Genomic DNA, 17,113 nt, shown 5'->3' with positions numbered 1-17,113 from the left:
TTGGAAGACACGGATGCCACTGATCGGAAGGACCAGTTCGGCCAATCATGCGCCATCGGCAAGTGTCAGCCACCGAGGGCCCTCATAAGGTTCTTGTGCGATGCGTTTTGAGGATTCGAGGCGTTTCGCAGCCTGTTCAGCTAGCGACCAGTTGCCCGTCGCTTTGGTGGGATACTTGCGGATCTGTCCGAGGTCTTTCAGTATCATTCCCTGCTGGCGCATGAGTTGGGCTGCTTCCCTCGATTATGCTGCGGCCCGGTTGTGGAACGGTGAATCAGCTGTGGAGCCGACTTGTACTCGGTCCTCGTTGAGTTCGGATCCTTGATCAGAGTCAAGGTTCTGCGCAGTGCCTGACAAGCTAGATCCTCACGATCCTGAGAAACTGTAGTGAGGTCGATATAAGCGATCCTAGAGGCTCGACTATCGTCACAACCGACGACTGAAAGATCGTCTGGCACGGAATATCCTAGCTTCCGGGCTTCTGTCATGGCCCCAATAGCGCACGCATCGTTATAGGCGATAACTGCTGTCGGGGCACTCCCTAAGAGGAACACTTGGGCCGCTTCGACGCCAGCCTCTTCTGTCTGCCCACCTTCGATGATGCGGATTTCTTTATCAAGTCCTGCACCACGCATGGCGATCTCGTAGCCTGTTTTCCGTTCGCTGCTGCTGTATCCCGACCCACCAGTCACGTGGCAAATATCTGTGTGCCCAAGCTTGACTAGGTGGTCGACGGCCAATTTCATGGCGAGGCGGTCATCAATATGAACAGAGCTGACCCCTTGCCGATTTTCGGGAATAGCGCCGATGGCCAGTACGGGGATGCGTGAGGAGATCTTTGAAAGACACTCTTCAGGGTTCTGCGGGCCTACGGCAATGATGGCTTCACAACTGTTCGCCGCGAGCATCTCAAGCGATGCCTGCAGAGAGTGGGACGGTGTAGTCGCACCGATCACCAGCTCGTACCCGAGGCGCTCTGCCTCTACGTAGAGGTGGTCCACGATATCCGCGTCGAGATCACGGTCAAGAAAACAGGTCACCCCCAGGAGGCGGGGATGTTCCCGGGCCAGAAGGCTTGCCGTTGCGTTACCACGGTACTGCAACTCCTCAGCCGCAGCGAGGACCATCCGGCGGGTATTCTCACTGGGGCCGTTCACGCCACGCAACGCCATTGAGGCTAGGCCCGATGAAACTCCTGCGAGGGCCGCGACGTCTTTGAGGGTCGGGTGGGGGATCCGAGAGCGTGAGCTATGTGTCGCCATGAACATCCTTCATACAGCCAAGAGGACACGGTAACCCTATAACGCGCCGACTCTCGGAGGCCTTGACGTACGAGACGCCTCTATGTAGTGTAGCGCACATTCCCTCGACTTGAAGCGCTTCAATTGAGATGCCAAGCCCCTATGAAATCACCGAAGAACGGATGAGACTTGTGAACTATGAAGAAAAGACCTACGACGTTGTCGTTGTCGGAGGCGGGCTTGCAGGCGTAAGCGCCGCAATCGCTTCAGCCCGACATGGCGCTGCAACCTGCCTCATCCAAGACAGACCAGTTCTGGGCGGGAACTCCTCCTCCGAGGTCCGTGTGACTCCCCACGGGGCGGCCGCTTTTCATGGATACGCTCGGGAGACGGGCATCGTATCCGAAGCACTCATTGAAGAGCGGGCAACCAACCACGAGAGGATCACGGAGAACGGTTGGACCAACAGCGTCTGGGATCTCACTCTTTACGACATGGCCGTACGAACAACAGGCTTGGATCTCATGCTCAACACGACCGTGGAAGACGTGGCAGTTGATGCTGACAACGCAATTTCCTCGGTCGACGCGCGAGTCGGCAATGCTGAGAAGAACTACCGCCTAACTGCGGAAATCTTCATCGACTCCACGGGTGACGGTACCGTGGCAGCACTTGCCGGAAACGGCTGGACCAGCGGCACAGAGTCCCACGAGGCCTTTGGAGAACCCCATGCCCCTGAAGAAGCATCGCCAGACGTCATGGGAAGTTCTCTGCACTTCAAGACCGTGGATACTGGGCAAGAAATCGAGTTCCATGCCCCCGATTGGGCAGTGAAATACGAGGACCCGAGGTTCTTCTATGAGGGCGGCCGGGTGCCCAAGACTCTCGAGAGCGGATACTGGTGGATCGAGCTCGGCCCGCCGTTCGACACAATTCACGATAACGAAACCATTCGTCACGAACTCACACGCCATGTCCTCGGCATCTGGGACTACATCAAGAACCGAGACGAGACGTGGAGGGAGAAGGCCAAAACCCTGGCCCTCGACTGGGTGGGGCAGGTCCCTGGTAAAAGAGAGAGCCGGCGGCTGCATGGCAGGAGCCTCGTCAACGAAAACGAGTTCCTCGAGCGTAAGGCTTTCGACGACGAGGTGGCCTTTGGTGGTTGGTACGTGGATCTCCACACCCTCGGTGGGCTCTTGGCGGACACTAGCGAGCCACTCAATGCTAGAGAACTCGACCCGACTTCACAGTACGGTGCCAGTACCAACATCGGCCCCTTTGGCATTCCTCTCAGCATCCTGATCGCCGGCCAAGTCCCTAATCTTTTGATGGCCGGGCGCAACGTCAGTGCCACACATGCTGCTATGGGCTCGATCCGGGTCATGAGCACCTGTGCCCTGATGGGACAGGCCACCGGGACAGCAGCGGCCCTAGCCCATGCCACAGGTTCGTCCGTGAACGAGATTGTCGAGGAGCGGATCGTCGAACTCCAGCAAGAGCTCCTCAGGGATGGCGTCTTCCTGCCAAATAAGAAGAATGAGGATCCTAAGGACCTCGCCCTCCAAGCAACTCCTTCTGCAAGCTCAGAAGAGGCCTTGCAAGGTGTTGGCCCCAGCAGCGCCGACTGGCTTAACAACCTCGGCCAGTGGACCGATCACCCGGTCTTCCCAAGCACCGGCCGCCTGGAACACCGCACGGCGCAATGGATTGCTCTCGGGGACCAGCGGGATCTCGAAAGTATCCAACTATGCCTCAGCAAACTCAGCGATGAGAACCAGCAGGTACGAGCACAGCTCCACACAGTCGAAGATATCTGGGATTACCGTGTCGAGGCCGGCGAACCCCTCGCAACGACGACGCTCGCGGTCGACTCGCTGGAACCAACCTGGGTCCCCTGGAACCTGGGTCAGCAAATAGACGCCTCCGCTCTGCCACGCCACGGCTATATCCGCGTCTCCCTCGAGGCAAACCCGGCAGTGGAATGGCATATAGCCGGGACTGTCCAGCCAGGAAACATTGCGACCTATGAGGCATCCCCCGGACGATACCGCCGTTTCGGCGGCGGAACCACCCTCAGCTTCATGGTCGACCCTCCGCAAAGGTGCTACCCGGCCGATAACGTTATTAACGGTGTGACGCGTCCTCACCGCTTCACCAACGCCTGGCGCTCCGATCCGGTCAAGCCGCTGCCGCAGTCGCTGACTCTGTCCTGGGAGCAACCAGAAACGATTTCCCAGGTGCAGCTCACCTTCGCGGGGCATCTACTGCGCGAATACCACGCCTACCCTCCACAGTATCGTGATCCACAGACCCCACGGGACTATTCCCTTCAAGTCCTGGAGGTCTCAGGAGAGTGGAAGACCATTTTCTCGGTCACTGGTAACTACACAACCAGGAATGTACACACCCTCGAAAAGCCTGTCCGGGCCACGGCTCTGCGCACGGTCGTGACAGCGACCAACGGAGATCCATCGGCCTCGATCTATGAGATCCGCTGTTATACCGATACTCCATGCAAGCAACCGTCCTTCAATCCGCAGAGTACGTAAGCATGCTTACCGTAACGCCGCACTGCGTCGGAGAACGAGACCTGAGAGGTGACTGTGATGGCTGATATCACCCTGCATAGCCGGAACGACATTATCGATTACGTCAACACCCACCCTAGGGCCTCGAAGCGCGTGATAATACTGTTCATCACTGCGTTGGCTTCGATATTCGCCGACAATTACGATTTCTCCAGCATGAGCGTGGGCCTGTCGACACTAACGGCAGACTTTGGACTGAATGAAACGCAGACTGGAATTGCTACCTCTATTACAGGTGTGGGTGCGCTCATCAGCTCTCTACTCGGCGGGATTCTCGCGGACAAGACGGGTCGCTACCGGCTATTTATCATCTGCGGATTCCTCCTAGTCGCTGCCCCCTTGGGAATCGCCTTCGCTCAAGGGTTCCTCTCCCTGCTGTTCTGGAGATTCGTCATGGGCGTAGCGGTCGGACTTGATTTGCCTGTCGCGCTCAGTTTCATGGCCGAGATCCTAAGCAGTTCGGCCAATGCCAAGGCCCGATGGATCAATCTGTGGCAACCGGTCGCCTCTATCGCTACGATCGCAGGCGTAGCGATCGCCCTACCCTTCGCACTGCAAGGCATCACGGACCACCTGTGGAGGATCGTTATTGGCTGCGGAGCGATCCCGGCCGCATTCTCCTTGATCCTCCGTCTCATTTATTCCGAAGAGAGCCCCCTCTGGGCAGCCAAGCACCAAAGCATTGATAAAGCTGCCCACGTATTCTCCTCGGTATATGGGGTTCGTGTATCTATAGCTGATGATTTTTCGGACGAATTGCAAAAGGGAGGCTCCGCCAAGTTCGGGGTGCGTGAGCTATTCACACATGTCTTCGCTTCACGGACTGTCCTGGTGACGATCACCGCTTTTGTTCAGTCTTTTCAGTATTATGCCATAGGCTTTTATATTCCGATCATCGCAGGTCTAGTGTTCGGAACCGACCTGGTGTCGACCATAGTGGCTACCATCGTGGCGCATCTGTGTGCGTTCCTTGCGGGGATTCTACAGTCGTATCTGACGGCCAGGTTCGGCACTGTCTCCCTGGGCAAGATCGGATACGTCATGGTTATCATAGCAATTGCGGCTCTCGGGGTACTCGGCATTAGCTCCGAAGGTGATGTCTCCCTTGTACCTATTTTCTTGGTCGCGCTGATGATGTTCGGCCACCATTTTGGGCCGGGCCCGATGAGTAAGACCCTTGCCGCGATTTCTTATCCGACCGAGTTGCGCGGTGTAGGTACCGGATGGGCCGAAACTATGGTTCGTTGCGGATCCATCTGTGGGTTGTTTCTATTCCCCATAATGCTCTCAACTCTCGGCGTAAGGACGACGATGTTCGTTATTGTGGCGTTCCCGGTCGTCGCGCTCATTACGTTGTTTACGACGTCCTGGGACCCCGGATCCAATAATCAGGCTACCCGCCGTATAGAACAACCTCAGCGGAGGCCCTCCTCTAATGACTAATGATGGCTATGGAGGGTCGGCAGCCCTGGAGGGCTTGGCCCCATGACAACAGAGCTCGATTACGGTCTCGCGAGCCTATGGGTCTACCGGCCGTCGTGATTCACCTCCACCCTGAACGGTGGAGCACTCTCACGCCACCCGGTAGCCGTCTCTCCTTGCCCCGTCGCGTCGACTAACCAGCAACCAGCTGTCCGGCACGTTGATGCGACACGTGCAAAACCTGCCCAATATCTTTCAGCGTCATCCCCTGCTCGCGCATCAGCCGAGCAGCTTCTCGCGATTTCGCTGCCGCCAACGTAGATGCATGTTCTGCTTCAGCACGGTACTTACTGGCCTCTTCCTGAACTTCACGGATCTGCTCCGGGACCCGGACGGTAATTTCCACCCGCACCTGATCCAGGTCTTGCCCGGTCAGAATCGAGATCAGTTCCTTGACCATCACCTCGGCCTCAGTCAGGTTCCGGGCCTGAGTACCCTGAGACAGACCCTCTACTTCCAGATGCCAATACCGCCCTGAGCGCTGAGCAGTTACTGCGTAGGTAGTCATTTCCACCACTTCTCTCCTAGCTTGGTCTCCGCGGCCTTATAGATGCTGACCGCTGTCAGCTCGTTGATATCTCGATGACGAGGAACCACGATCATCACACCGTCCAGATCGTAGATATCGTGGTTACCGCCGGAGCGCGAGAACTCGAAGGTGTACCCGGCCGACCTGGCCGCTTTGCGGAGCTTCTTCAAAATCTCTTGCTGCCTCGTCATAACAATATTCTACCCCGCCTAGAACCGCTCTGCAATAGGAGGTAGCGCATCGTTGGCACGATCGCTCGGCGTAGATACGCTGGGCTTCCCGTGGCTTCTCATTTTTGGGGTAACGTCCCGGTCCTAGCTTCGCCCAGCCGGCCTGGCACGCATCGATGATCTCCGGGGTCCATCCTGAAATCTCGTCTATATGAGCATCCGCCGGTGGCATCCCGCGCTTGATCAGACCCTGGACTGAGACGCTGCATCGTGCGGCGGCTTCCTTTATGCTCGGTCACCGTCTGCCGAAGCATGGCACCGCCCATGGCGGTGTATGTCGGAGCGGGCCTCCTCGATCGGTACGTGTACCGACTCCTTCGGAACGTCGGAGGCGTCTTTTTGGCCCCTGAAACCGCAGGGAAGAACCTCCGCCTAACCGGTAGCCGCGCCAACACAGACCGACAGAAAGCCGTGAGCCACAGATAAAAAGCCACAGCTACTGCGTACACACCCAAACAAGAAAAGGAGAAAACCATGTCAACGTCAGACATCGACGGAAAGCTCTCGCAAGGATGGGGAGGCAAGACACCCAACGGTTGCCACGTCAACGTCCTGCTCGCCCGGCGGGGATCGCCCACGGCGGCTGGAATCGCCCAGGTCTTTACATCGCCAACGTCCGGGTTCACGCCGATCTTGGCCTGCCTGGGGCCGGATCAGCCCTCCTATGTCACGGTTAATCCACCGACCGTGATTCTGAACAAGACCCCCGCGGTGACCGACCTCGAGCAATCGCTCGTTTCCGGAGCTGCCCAGGTCGGGATATCACAGGGAGTACTCGATGCGGTCGCCGAAGACCTGCTTGGGGCTGACCAGGAGACCGTGGTCCTGGTGTCCTTGTGGCTCGATCCGGAAGCCGCGGACGAAACCGAAGTGCGCCACTCAAGTCGCGAAGCGACTTTGTCCGCGCTCCGTGAGGCCATAGATGGACAAGGCCAAGAAGCTCGTCTTGGCCTTGTGGGCTCCCGTGAATCCGTGACCCACCCCTTCTATAATGGCGACTAATCGCCCGCACTGTGCCTACCCCGCGTGTTCTCGCATCAGCGGGGTAGACACAGCAGTTTAAAGGCGACGGACGGGCACGACCCGGTATCAAGGCAAATCCGCTGGCTGCCTCTCAACTGTCCACATGCCGGGACGATCCGAGATTCCAAACGTCAAGGATCTTCCGGTGTCCAGTAAGAGCAGACATCAGCAGTACAAGTGGTCGTTCTCTATACGACAAGCTTCAGACGCTGGGAGATATACCTGCCGAGGAGATCTGTAGACTCCCCCTAGGCAACATCAGAGGAGAAAACGTGAAGCCCAACGGCAAGGGTAATGCCGCAAACCTCTTGGCCTCCCTCGAGGCCGACCCCGTTATCGCTAGCATCAAAGACGAGAAGTCACTTTCCGCGGCCCTACGTTCCGAACGCGAAGTGTTCTTCATACTTTATGGAACACTCATCGACATCGCTGGAATCGTGGATCGGGTCAAAAACGCGGGCAAGCTGGCCCTGGTCAATATCGACTTCATAGAAGGAATCTCCTCGCACGACGAAGCCGTCCGTTGGTTCGCTTCTACGACAGACACCGATGGGATCCTGACCTCAAAACCAACAGTCGTACGCGCCGCTCGAAAAGCTGGACTGATCGGTATACAGCGATCGTTCCTCGTCGACTCGATCTCCTATCGTCAGCTGCCTCGCACGTTGAAACAGGGAGAGCCCGACTTCGTGGAAATCCTGCCGGGTTGTGTTCCTCGAGTCATCGAGTGGCTACGCGATGACTTTTCAACCCCGATCATTGCTGGCGGACTAGTCTGTGAAAGGCGGGAAGTCAACGCCGCGCTCGAAGCCGGCGCACTGGCCATCGCAACCTCGGACCAAAAAGTGTGGAAGATGTGAGGGACTCCAACGGCGCAGCTGGACATCTTTCCTCCTCGCCTGCTACGCTTGCATAAAATTTCATAAGCCAGGATCTTCCTGGCCGTCACGTTAGAGAACAAGAGATCAGTGGCGTCAGTCCGTTCGCGGAATGACTACGCCCCCTGGTCTCTTTTTTTGTACCTTCTCGTGGCTGCTGTCGCCATACAACACGCGCCCGACGGACGTATAGGTCTTCCACAAAGGAGTGGTCCCATGACTCAATCCAGCAGGATGATCAGCTTTGTCATCCTCGCCATGACGGGAGGTGTCATCTTCCAAGTCGCTTACCTGCGATTTCTGTTCCTCGAGGATGGTGCCAAGGCTTTCGAACTCACGCTTCAGCAATATGGATCCGTGACCTCTGTTTTCGGGACTGTAGCGGTCGTTATGTATTTCGTTGGGGGCTGGTTTGCTGACAAATTCTCGCCCAAAATGCTCATTGTCGTGGCCCTGCTGGGAACCGGTGTCCTGGACCTCTACGCCTCGACTGCACCCGGCTACTGGCCTGTACTAGTGGTTCATATTCTGTTCGCAGTACTCGGGACAGGCTTGTACTGGCCCGCCTTGGTCAAATCCGTCAGTCTTCTGGGTTCAGAGGGCCAACAAGGTCGGCTCTTTGGTTTTCTCGAGGGCATCCGTGGCCTGACCACCACAGTCATCGGACTGATCGGATCCGCGATCGTCGCCAAAGCCGTCGTTGCCAGCGCGGGAGTAGTTACTCTGATTCGCATATACGGGTTGCTGTGCCTAGTGCTCGCGGTATGCGTTTACCTGGTTGTCCGCCAGGGCAAGGACCAACTTGATAAGGCGGAACGCCAAGCGGTCACGCTGCGAGAACTACTCGCCGCGGCCACGAACAAATACACCTGGCTCATCGGTGGAACCGTCATGATGATGTATTGCTTCTACACCCTCATGGGCTACCTGACTCCTCTGTTGCAAGACGGGTTCGGTGTTGCGACGGGTCTCATCGGAGTGATCGGCGTCCTTCGCACATACGTCTTCCAATTTGTAGCCGGTCCGATCGGTGGAGTCCTCGTGGATAAAGTGTTCCGGTCCACTCCACGATTCTTGTTACTGACCTTTGTAGTTGTCGGTTTGACCGCCATCGGCTACATGGTCTTGCCGCAGCACAATAGTCTGGTATGGGTCGCGGTGGCTCTGATGATCGTCATGAGCTTGGCCGTATTCGCTGCTCGTGGTGTCTACTGGGCGTCGATCGGTGAGCTCGGCGTATCCGTCGAGCAACGCGGTGGCGTCATTGGCCTTGCCTCCGGACTCGCGTACCTGCCCGATGCTTTCTTGCCAGCTTTGGCCTCATGGTGGATCGGCGATGCATCCAACCATGTCCCTAGTCACGGCGGTTTCACCGCAATGTTCCTCGTACTCGTCGTTGCCGCAGCCGTAGGCGTATTGCTGTGTGTGCTCACATTGCGAACATATCACCGCGAGCTCACTTCCGGCATCTCGGCGCCCGCGTAAACAGTGCCCCGTACCAGCTGGGTAAACCAACCCTGACGAATATCTTGCGCTGTGCATTATCGAATACATACAAACCCGGCCCCTGCAATCCAAAGGACCTCACCATGGAAATAACTGATTTCTCCCTCGACCACTTTTCTCTTCAGGGAAAGGTCGCTCTCGTGACCGGAGGCAACTCCGGTCTGGGACAAGCTTTCTCCCTCGCACTGGCCAAAGCAGGAGCAGACATTTTCGTACCAAGCATCGTCGATGACGATGGCACGACCCGACACCTCATCGAGGAAACCGGGAAAAAATATGAGTTTTTCGAAATCGACATAACATCCAATAAAGCACCAGAGCAGATAATCTCTACCGCGATCGACCGTCTGGGCGGTCTGGATATCATTGTCAATTCAGCTGGAATCTCCAAGTTGGGAAACGTCGAGAACTTTGATCGCTCACAATGGGATCCGATGCTTGATATCAATCTGACGGCCCCCTTCGCCCTTTCCCACGCGGCCATCGAACATTTCACTGCACAGAAATCCGGCAAGATCATCAACATCGCCTCACTGTTCGCTTTTCTCGGCGGCCAGGGGTCCCCGGCCTACGCGGCAACTAAGCACGGAATCGTGGGGTTCACCAAGGCATACTGTGATGAACTTGCCGGATACGGCATTCAAGTTAACGCGATCGCACCCGGCTACTTCGCGACCGCCATCACCACCGCAACCCGGGCCGACCCCGAGGCCAGTCGTCGCGTTCTTGAGCACATTCCAGCAGGTCGGTGGGGTGAGGTTGCCGATCTGATGGGGACCGTCGTCTTCCTCGCGTCGCGAGCGTCCAATTACGTCAACGGCCACGTTCTGACCGTCGACGGCGGCTACCTCGTCCGCTGAATGTTCCAGACTAACACATCTATTCCCCACACCAAGAAAGGTCCACTAGATCATGATCGACTCGCGCTCTCCCCTCAGCCGTCAGGAAATTCTTGCTGAACTTGGCAATTGTCTCCCGTCCGAACGCATTGAAACGAACGAAACCGCTCTCAAAGAAGCCAGCATTGACCGGTTCAAGAAGTACCAATCTGTACACGAGATCTTCAATGCTCCGCTGCCGGTTGCCATCGCTTATGCGACCTCTACCGAGGACGTCGTCGCCATTCTTGAGCTGGCGGACAGGTACCTGATTAATATCGTACCCCGCAGTGGGCGCACTGGAACCGAAGGCGGCCTCGAAACCAGCGTTTCGGACACCATAGTCCTCGATATTTCCAGGATGAACCAGGTGCTTTCGGTGGATCCGGAAAACATGCAGGTTACGGTCGAAGCCGGTGTCCAACTCCAAACGCTTGAAGACCAACTCCGTGCGCAGGGGCTGACGACAGGACATTCGCCTCAGTCCAAACCTTTGGCTCAGTACGGCGGTCTGGTCGCAACTCGAAGCATCGGCCAGTTCTCAACCCTGTACGGAGCCATTGAAGACATGGTCATGGGCCTTGAAGCCGTATTCCCGGGTGGGCACACTGCCCGGATCAAGTCCGTTCCGCGTCGAGCCGCTGGCCCTGATATTCGCCACGTGCTGATCGGCAACGAGGGCGCGTTGGCAGTGATCACCGAAGTGACTCTCAAAGTATTCCGCTATTTTCCGGAAAACGATGAATTTCACGGAGCTCTCGTCGATGACATGCGCACCGGTGTGGCAATCCTGCGCGAAGTCATCACTAACGGCTTCCGGCCGTCTGTAGCCCGTTTGTACTCGCCAGAGGACGCCAACCAGCACTTCCCCCACTTCAGCGAAGGCAAATGCGTCGTCATATTCGTAGCTGAAGGCCCCAAGAGCATCGTCGAGGCAACCAGTACGGAGATTAGAAGAGTTCTGGGACAACACGTTCACCAAGACGTGGACCCAGACCTTATCGAGGATTGGTTCCAAAACCTCAACTGGGGCCCGGACAAGATCGAAGCCGAGAAGAAGGCGATGCTTGATAATCAGCACCTTGGATACACGACGGAAGTATCAGCCAGCTGGTCCCAGGTCACTGACCTTTACGATGCGGTAATCCGTCGCATCCGAACCGAGTACCCCTATGCCAAGGATTTAACCATGCTCGGTGGTCATTCCTCGCATAGCTACCAGACTGGTACCAACATGTACTTTGTCTACGACTACCACATCGATGCATCGCCCGAAGAGGAGATCGAAAAATACCACATTCCTCTCAACGCCATCATCGTTGAGGAAGCACTTCGCCATGGTGGATCGATCGTCCATCATCACGGCATCGGCAAATATCGTTCGCCATGGACCCAGCAAGAGCATGGAAGTGCGTACCAGATCCTTACGGCTATCAAAAACGCGTTCGACCCAAATGGTGTCATGAATTCGGGGACCATTATTCCCGTCGAGGGCGCTATTCAGGCAGCAGCAGCGCACCCTGACCAACAACTGGACCAGTGGGCATCAGAGAACCGAGGCCGCGAGGATTCAGCTTCATGACTTGCTACATAATGGGAATAGACAACGGTTCGCAGTCATCAAAAGTAACGATCTATGCCGAAGACGGCAGGCCTTGCGCGGAAGGTAGAGTGCCGCTTTCTGCGACCGATTCGCCTCGCCCGGGAACTGTTGAATACCCTGACGACGTTTTGTGGGATTCCATTGCAGAAGCCAGCCGGCGTGCCGTCGCTGGATTTGAAGGTGACCTGAAGGAGATCAAGGGAATCGGTCTGTGCACGATTCGCTTTTGTCGCGTTGTCCTGCAGGCCAACGGATCTCTTGCCCAGCCAGTTATGAGTTGGATGGACGAACGTGTCAGCCGTCCCTACCACCGAGAATCCAATGACGCCGCGTACGTCACCACCTCGTCGGGCTACATAACGCACCGCATGACTGGGAATTTTAAGGATACGTCGGCAAATTACCAGGGGATGTGGCCGATCGACACCGACACCTGGGACTGGACCGGCGACGAGTCGGAGTACGAGGCGACTGGTATCCCGCGAAACATGCTTTTTGAACTGGTTCAGCCGGGTGAGGAACTCGGCCGGCTGACGGAGGCTGCGGCAACGGCGATGAACCTTCCTTCAGGAATACCAGTCATCGCCACCGCCAACGACAAAGCGGTAGAAGCGCTGGGAGCCGGCCTCCGCGATCCATCAGATCTGGTGATTTCGACTGGTACGTATATTGCTTCGATGGCAGTCGGTACCGATAATGTCAAGAAGCCGGAGTCATTTTGGACGAATTTTGCTTCGGAACCTGGGCTTTATTTATATGAAAGCAATGGCATCCGCCGTGGCATGTGGACTGTAAGTTGGATGCGCGACTTATTGGGGCCTGAAGCCGCTCATACCGCGACTGCTCGTGGAGAATCCGTTGAGCAGATGCTGGGACGTGAAGCCGCAGCAGTCTCACCGGGGTCCGACGGGCTCTTGACGGTACTTGATTGGCTCGCCCCAGTGGATGAGCCTTACCGTAAGGGGTCGATGCTCGGTTTCGATGCACGGCACGGCCGAGGACACATGTTCCGATCAATTCTTGAAGGCATCGCAATGACCATGAAGCAGCGGGCAGACGAAATGTCCGAAGAACTCGATAGGGGGTTCCAGCGCATTGTCCTGACTGGCGGCGGGTCTTCTTCTGATTTACTGACCCAGATCATTGCGGATGTCTTCGGTCTACCGACTGTGCGCATGACTGGGGCGAGTGCCGCCAGCAGAGGCGCCGCGATCTGTGCCGTGGTCGGTACTGGACTCGCAAAATCATTTGATGCCGCGACAAAACAGCTCACAATCACCGCGGATGAAGTCCTTCCGAATCGAGATAACGCCCAGACATATCACGAGCTCGGTAGGGTGTATCGAGATATTCGTGCCGCAACGGATCCTCTGTACGACAGAACTTCCAACCTCTTCGGATGACGGCCTCATGCCAGTCGTTTTTGAGTGGGGTCCATATTTGGATAGCCGGTCGAATTTCACTCCGTTGGCGGTGTCTTCAAAGACTCGCTGGCACCCATCAGCCTGTAGGGTCCCGCGCTGGGTAGTCAGGGATTCCTGCTGTGCTTCCGTGGAGACACGGGCGTAGCCGACCTTCATCAGATCATCACCTGGTACTCGACTACCGCGACTGCGTAAAACCGGCCCACCTCATCGACATGGACCGTATGAGACATCGACGTGGCATGAACAGAAAAGGACTTACCATCCACAAAATCGCTGTACTCTTCTGCGACCTCCAACCGGTCCGTGTTGATCTCATACGCCAACTCCTCAGCAGCACCAGTAGGCGTGAGCGACGGACTCGTACTGACCGCCTGAGCTTTGGTCCCCACAACAGTCATTACGCTCGCCTTCTGCCAACTGCCTCAGGCACATACTTCTCAACCGCCATTGACTTCCTCCTCCCCATGAACGGGGAGGAGGAAGTCAATGTGCGGGTTCGGTCCATCATGCACCATAGGCAGGTCAGTCGCCGAGGTTCTCCATACATCGACTCAAACCCGCAAGAAGCATCTGACGTTGCCCCTCATCCAAACCACGGGCCATGCGTTCCTCAACCTCAGCAACAGCGACACCTGCCCGCTGGACCATCTCCTCACCCGCAGATGTCAGGCAGGTCGGACGAGATCTCCCACTTTCAACGGTCGAGGGCCGTCGAACCAGACCGCGCTTCTGGAGCCCACGCAGTACAAGATTCATGGACTGCCGGGACACAAAAGCATCTCGGGCCAGATCGGCGTTGGACAGGCCCGATTTCTGGGCAATGAGTTCAAGACACGCGTACTGCGAGACCGTCAGCCCCATAGGCCGCAGAACTTCATCCATGGAGACTCTCAGCAGTGCTTCAACTTGTTTCAGACGGTAACCAATGGCCTGATCCAGGGGGTTCGCGGAGGGATCTTGCTTCATGTCAATAGTCTGACATATGGTCAATGTCAGCACATTGACATATCAACTGAGGAGGATCCCCATGTCCGTCACCGGCCCTGACTTCGTAGCTTTGCAGGTCAACGACATAGAACAATCCGCGAAGTTCTACGAGAAGTATCTCGGCCTCAAACGCGCACCCCACAGCCCGGAAGGTGCTGCAGTCTTCGCCAGCGAACCCATTCCTTTTGCCGTGCGCGAGCCGCTTCCTGGGGTTGATCTCAGCGCAGCAAAACCACGACCGGGCATCGGCGTAGCTCTTTGGCTTCACGCCGAAGATTCCCAAGACGTCCACGACACGCTGTCGGAGGCAGGTATCCAGATCGTAGCGGCCCCGACCAATGGACCCTTCGGGCGCACCTTCAGCTTTAGTGACCCAGATGGCTATGTGATCACGGTCCACGACAAAGCCTGACCATACGATCCGCAACGAAGGGGCCCGTCAATCAGTCCGGGCCGCTTTATTGCTGCCCCCTGTAAGCCAGCGGGTTGGCCAGAAGATATTGCCCGATACTATCCACGCACGCCGGCTCGTTGGATGGCGCGGTATACCGTTGATCGAGCCACCCCGAACAACTCCGCGATCTCGGCCGTCGTATGCTCACCACCCCGATACAACGAGACCAGGTGTTTCTCTTGAGACACCGAGAGCTTCGGCTTCTTCCCCCGCAACCTGCCCTTAGCTTTAGCAACAGCCATCCCTTCGCGGGTGCGCATCCGAATTAGATCAGCTTCGAACTCCGCCACCATGCCCAGCACATTGAACAGCAACCGGACAATCGGATCCTCAGGATCATAAACACTGCCGCCAATATTCTGCGTCACGCCATTGGACGTCAGCTCAGCCGCGAGATCACGAAAATCCGGCAAGGACCATGCCAGCCTGTCCAGCTTGGTCACCACCAGGGTGGCTTCTGTCAGGCGGCTTGTTGGTGGTCTTCCAGCAACTGGTAAACGCGGCCGCGACTTAGCCCGAGCGATCGGGCGATGTCGGCTGCTGAGAGTCCGTAGTCTGTCCGTAGGCGTCGTACCGCCTCGCGGCGGATTTGGGCGGCCTGGGCCTTGACCTGTTGAGCTGAGGTTTCCAGCTCGACGGCTTCACCGAGCTGGTCCACGACGGCGGCCGGTGGTTGAACATCGATGTCGAGGGCGAAGCTGTCCTCATCGGCCCCCGTGGCTCCGGCGACCAGATCGCGGGCCATTTCATCGACCTCCGTCAATGATCGGGCCTGGGTCCGATAATCCACTCCGGGGACATCGACAATCCACCATTTGCCCTCGCGAGTGACGGATACGCTGTAGGTTTCGCGTGTCATGGTCTTACTCCTTTACTTCCAGGCATCCGGTACGTGCCCGATGGTCTTTTCAATATCGCGCAGGACTCCGGCGGAAATCTTGGTGTGCCTCGGCAGCGGAATCGACCTGGCTCCTGCTTTGACCCACCACGTGTGCCTCCCCTTATCTCGCCCGACCTGGTAGCCCTGCTGCTTGAGGAAATTCTCCACGTCGCGTCGTTTCGCATCCTTCATACATACAGTATACCCTAGCATATAATAGCATGTCTAGGGCGGGGTATGCATTTTAGAGTTGTGCGATGGTCAGTGCCGAGGACCGTTCCAGGCGTTCGCGGGCGCGGTTGTAGCGCTGGGTCGTGGCGGGGGATGCGTGGCCAAAGGAATCTTGCAGCCGATCCAAGGGCACTCCGGCATCGAGGGCGTGGGTCGCGTGGGAATGCCGGAAGACATGCGCAGAGATCCGGCCGTATCCGGCCTCGCGCCCGAGCCGGGCGATGACCCGTGCCGCACCCGAGCTGGTCCAGCCTCGTCCGGTCCGGGTCCGGAGGCGGTGTCTTCGAAGACTCGCTGGCATCCGTCGGCCTGTAGGGCCGCACGCTGGGCAGTCAAGGATTCCTGCATCACCAGGTCCGGGGATGGCGAGTCAAAGCCTCGCACTCTCTTCACAGGCCTTTATCAGGTGCACAAGCCTCGCAGCGGCCATAATGTTCACAACTACGTCACCGTCGTCCTGCCCCCCCCCAATCGGGTCTCACACCCTCAGGGCCCGTCCCGCATCAGGAGGTTGCCATGAGCATCATCGACCGAATCCGAAAATTCATCAGTAGCGAGAAGGGAGACCAGGCCATTCAGAAGGCCTCTGCGTATGCCTCCGCCAAGTCTGGAGGCCGATACGATCGATGGATTGATAAATTCATCGCAGCCCTCCGCAAGAAACTCCGATAGGCCCGGGCAGGAGCCCAGACCGTCGTGATTCATCTCCGCCCTGAAGGATGGGCCCCCTGGCACTCGGTGAAACCATGGGGCCGGACAAGCCACTCATGTCCGAGGTGGCTCATACTGGACTGGACGCTGACCTGTCCCCGGGCTGCTTCCAGCGATGCCGCTAGCCCGTGGCAAATCGTACCCGTCTCGGGACTGTATAAGCACGCATTGACTCTTAATGCCGGGGCAAGGACCCGGCCGATTTCGTCCGCCGCCCGGGCATAGACCAGGACCCAGACGTTAACTCGCCTCAGCTGTCGGTTCCGGAGATTGATTTGGGGCGTTGGGGATCCAGGACCGTGTGCGGGTCGAAGAACTCATTCAACGTCTGCGAAGTCCCCTCGATCGCGTGCTTCAACGAAATCCCGTCCACATTGATCCGAGCCTGACGCAGATACTTGCCCCCGGCCTGACCCCAGGCCGGGACCGAGGCATCCACATTGAAAAACGCGTTGAACCCCT

17 protein-coding genes and 3 pseudogenes are annotated in these 17,113 nt (G+C 57.2%); 9 read left to right on the top strand and 11 right to left on the bottom strand.

The genetic code is table 11. The features are described from left to right. Window positions 1-203: 203 nt before the first annotated feature. The gene (locus EWU68_RS10445) at window positions 204-1,262 is read right to left on the bottom strand and encodes a LacI family DNA-binding transcriptional regulator (protein ID WP_162421512.1); all 1,059 of its coding nucleotides are present in this window, start codon (window positions 1,260-1,262) and stop codon (window positions 204-206) included. A gap of 170 nt (window positions 1,263-1,432) precedes the next feature. On the opposite strand from EWU68_RS10445, the gene EWU68_RS10440 reads away from it, so the two are divergent. Together EWU68_RS10440 and EWU68_RS10435 are read left to right on the top strand one after the other, a co-directional pair. After that, window positions 1,433-3,793 (top strand): FAD-dependent oxidoreductase, encoded by a 2,361-nt coding sequence (locus EWU68_RS10440; RefSeq protein ID WP_129316072.1) that lies wholly within the window; start codon window positions 1,433-1,435, stop codon window positions 3,791-3,793. A 57-nt stretch (window positions 3,794-3,850) separates the two neighbouring features. Continuing rightward, complete coding sequence (locus tag EWU68_RS10435) at window positions 3,851-5,275, top strand: MFS transporter (protein WP_129316071.1); 1,425 nt, start codon at window positions 3,851-3,853, stop codon at window positions 5,273-5,275. A gap of 172 nt (window positions 5,276-5,447) precedes the next feature. On the opposite strand, the gene EWU68_RS10430 is transcribed toward EWU68_RS10435, so the two are convergent. Together EWU68_RS10430 and EWU68_RS10425 are read right to left on the bottom strand one after the other, a co-directional pair. After that, window positions 5,448-5,822 carry a hypothetical protein gene (locus EWU68_RS10430; RefSeq protein WP_129316070.1) on the bottom strand — a complete coding sequence of 125 codons (375 nt, stop codon included), beginning with the start codon at window positions 5,820-5,822 and terminating at the stop codon, window positions 5,448-5,450. Further along, a complete protein-coding gene (locus EWU68_RS10425; protein ID WP_129316069.1) occupies window positions 5,819-6,034 on the bottom strand; it encodes a type II toxin-antitoxin system HicA family toxin in 216 nt (71 codons plus the stop codon). The genes EWU68_RS10430 and EWU68_RS10425 overlap by 4 nt, the downstream gene beginning before the upstream one ends. 513 nt (window positions 6,035-6,547) lie before the next feature. Here EWU68_RS10425 and EWU68_RS10420 point away from each other — a divergent pair. The 6 genes from EWU68_RS10420 to EWU68_RS10395 all read left to right on the top strand — a co-directional run bounded on the left by EWU68_RS10420 (window position 6,548) and on the right by EWU68_RS10395 (window position 13,364). Beyond that, on the top strand, window positions 6,548-7,075 hold the full coding sequence (locus EWU68_RS10420) for a formaldehyde-activating enzyme (RefSeq protein ID WP_129316068.1): 528 nt from the start codon (window positions 6,548-6,550) through the stop codon (window positions 7,073-7,075). A gap of 293 nt (window positions 7,076-7,368) precedes the next feature. Continuing rightward, window positions 7,369-7,956 carry a glycerol-3-phosphate responsive antiterminator gene (locus EWU68_RS10415; RefSeq protein WP_129316067.1) on the top strand — a complete coding sequence of 196 codons (588 nt, stop codon included), beginning with the start codon at window positions 7,369-7,371 and terminating at the stop codon, window positions 7,954-7,956. Window positions 7,957-8,190: 234 nt separating this feature from the next. Further along, window positions 8,191-9,459, top strand: coding sequence for an MFS transporter (locus EWU68_RS10410; RefSeq protein WP_129316066.1), 1,269 nt, complete (start codon window positions 8,191-8,193; stop codon window positions 9,457-9,459). A gap of 161 nt (window positions 9,460-9,620) precedes the next feature. Further along, window positions 9,621-10,340, top strand: coding sequence for an SDR family oxidoreductase (locus EWU68_RS10405; protein WP_238692428.1), 720 nt, complete (start codon window positions 9,621-9,623; stop codon window positions 10,338-10,340). Window positions 10,341-10,392: 52 nt separating this feature from the next. Further along, window positions 10,393-11,940: an FAD-binding oxidoreductase gene (locus tag EWU68_RS10400; protein ID WP_129316065.1), complete on the top strand. Its 1,548-nt coding sequence runs from the start codon at window positions 10,393-10,395 to the stop codon at window positions 11,938-11,940. Then, window positions 11,937-13,364, top strand: a complete 1,428-nt coding sequence (locus tag EWU68_RS10395; protein ID WP_129316064.1) for an FGGY-family carbohydrate kinase — start codon at window positions 11,937-11,939, stop codon at window positions 13,362-13,364. Before EWU68_RS10400 ends, EWU68_RS10395 begins: the two co-directional genes overlap by 4 nt. Before the next feature lie 57 nt (window positions 13,365-13,421). Here the strand turns inward: EWU68_RS10395 and EWU68_RS13445 are convergent. The 3 genes and pseudogenes from EWU68_RS13445 to EWU68_RS10380 all read right to left on the bottom strand — a co-directional run. Continuing rightward, window positions 13,422-13,541, bottom strand: a pseudogene (locus EWU68_RS13445) (recombinase family protein); the annotation flags it as partial. Further along, window positions 13,541-13,786 carry a hypothetical protein gene (locus EWU68_RS13330; RefSeq protein ID WP_129316063.1) on the bottom strand — a complete coding sequence of 82 codons (246 nt, stop codon included), beginning with the start codon at window positions 13,784-13,786 and terminating at the stop codon, window positions 13,541-13,543. The pseudogene EWU68_RS13445 and the gene EWU68_RS13330, both read right to left, overlap by 1 nt. Window positions 13,787-13,910: 124 nt before the next feature. Continuing rightward, entirely contained in the window at window positions 13,911-14,354 is a 444-nt protein-coding gene (locus tag EWU68_RS10380; protein ID WP_129316062.1) for a MarR family winged helix-turn-helix transcriptional regulator, read from the bottom strand. Window positions 14,355-14,415: 61 nt separating this feature from the next. On the opposite strand from EWU68_RS10380, the gene EWU68_RS10375 reads away from it, so the two are divergent. Next, on the top strand, window positions 14,416-14,787 hold the full coding sequence (locus EWU68_RS10375) for a VOC family protein (protein WP_129316061.1): 372 nt from the start codon (window positions 14,416-14,418) through the stop codon (window positions 14,785-14,787). Window positions 14,788-14,885: 98 nt separating this feature from the next. Here the strand turns inward: EWU68_RS10375 and EWU68_RS10370 are convergent. The 5 genes and pseudogenes from EWU68_RS10370 to EWU68_RS13060 form a co-directional block, all read right to left on the bottom strand. Next, window positions 14,886-15,281: pseudogene (locus EWU68_RS10370) on the bottom strand (recombinase family protein); the annotation flags it as partial. Between the two features lie 8 nt (window positions 15,282-15,289). After that, window positions 15,290-15,688, bottom strand: a complete 399-nt coding sequence (locus tag EWU68_RS10365) for a hypothetical protein (protein ID WP_129316059.1) — start codon at window positions 15,686-15,688, stop codon at window positions 15,290-15,292. A gap of 12 nt (window positions 15,689-15,700) precedes the next feature. Then, on the bottom strand, window positions 15,701-15,901 hold the full coding sequence (locus EWU68_RS10360; protein WP_129316058.1) for a type II toxin-antitoxin system HicA family toxin: 201 nt from the start codon (window positions 15,899-15,901) through the stop codon (window positions 15,701-15,703). 52 nt (window positions 15,902-15,953) lie between these two features. Continuing rightward, a complete protein-coding gene (locus EWU68_RS10355; RefSeq protein WP_129316057.1) occupies window positions 15,954-16,241 on the bottom strand; it encodes a tyrosine-type recombinase/integrase in 288 nt (95 codons plus the stop codon). Between the two features lie 660 nt (window positions 16,242-16,901). Next, window positions 16,902-17,113 (bottom strand): annotated as a pseudogene (locus EWU68_RS13060) (polysaccharide deacetylase family protein); the annotation flags it as partial.

Origin of the sequence: Rothia koreensis, assembly GCF_004136575.1 — a bacterium.
Lineage (GTDB): Bacteria > Actinomycetota > Actinomycetes > Actinomycetales > Micrococcaceae > Rothia > Rothia koreensis.
This window is presented reverse-complemented; position numbering and strand designations above follow the sequence as displayed.

Coding starts and splice junctions, on each gene's coding strand:
- EWU68_RS10430 (WP_129316070.1), bottom strand. CDS start 5,822: ATGACTACCTACGCAGTAACTGCTCAGCGCTCAGGGCGGTATTGGCAT.
- EWU68_RS10355 (WP_129316057.1), bottom strand. CDS start 16,241: ATGCCAGCGAGTCTTCGAAGACACCGCCTCCGGACCCGGACCGGACGA.
- EWU68_RS10400 (WP_129316065.1), top strand. CDS start 10,393: ATGATCGACTCGCGCTCTCCCCTCAGCCGTCAGGAAATTCTTGCTGAA.
- EWU68_RS10375 (WP_129316061.1), top strand. CDS start 14,416: ATGTCCGTCACCGGCCCTGACTTCGTAGCTTTGCAGGTCAACGACATA.
- EWU68_RS13330 (WP_129316063.1), bottom strand. CDS start 13,786: ATGACTGTTGTGGGGACCAAAGCTCAGGCGGTCAGTACGAGTCCGTCG.
- EWU68_RS10365 (WP_129316059.1), bottom strand. CDS start 15,688: ATGACACGCGAAACCTACAGCGTATCCGTCACTCGCGAGGGCAAATGG.
- EWU68_RS10395 (WP_129316064.1), top strand. CDS start 11,937: ATGACTTGCTACATAATGGGAATAGACAACGGTTCGCAGTCATCAAAA.
- EWU68_RS10425 (WP_129316069.1), bottom strand. CDS start 6,034: ATGACGAGGCAGCAAGAGATTTTGAAGAAGCTCCGCAAAGCGGCCAGG.
- EWU68_RS10435 (WP_129316071.1), top strand. CDS start 3,851: ATGGCTGATATCACCCTGCATAGCCGGAACGACATTATCGATTACGTC.
- EWU68_RS10445 (WP_162421512.1), bottom strand. CDS start 1,262: ATGGCGACACATAGCTCACGCTCTCGGATCCCCCACCCGACCCTCAAA.
- EWU68_RS10360 (WP_129316058.1), bottom strand. CDS start 15,901: ATGAAGGATGCGAAACGACGCGACGTGGAGAATTTCCTCAAGCAGCAG.
- EWU68_RS10420 (WP_129316068.1), top strand. CDS start 6,548: ATGTCAACGTCAGACATCGACGGAAAGCTCTCGCAAGGATGGGGAGGC.
- EWU68_RS10410 (WP_129316066.1), top strand. CDS start 8,191: ATGACTCAATCCAGCAGGATGATCAGCTTTGTCATCCTCGCCATGACG.
- EWU68_RS10380 (WP_129316062.1), bottom strand. CDS start 14,354: ATGAAGCAAGATCCCTCCGCGAACCCCCTGGATCAGGCCATTGGTTAC.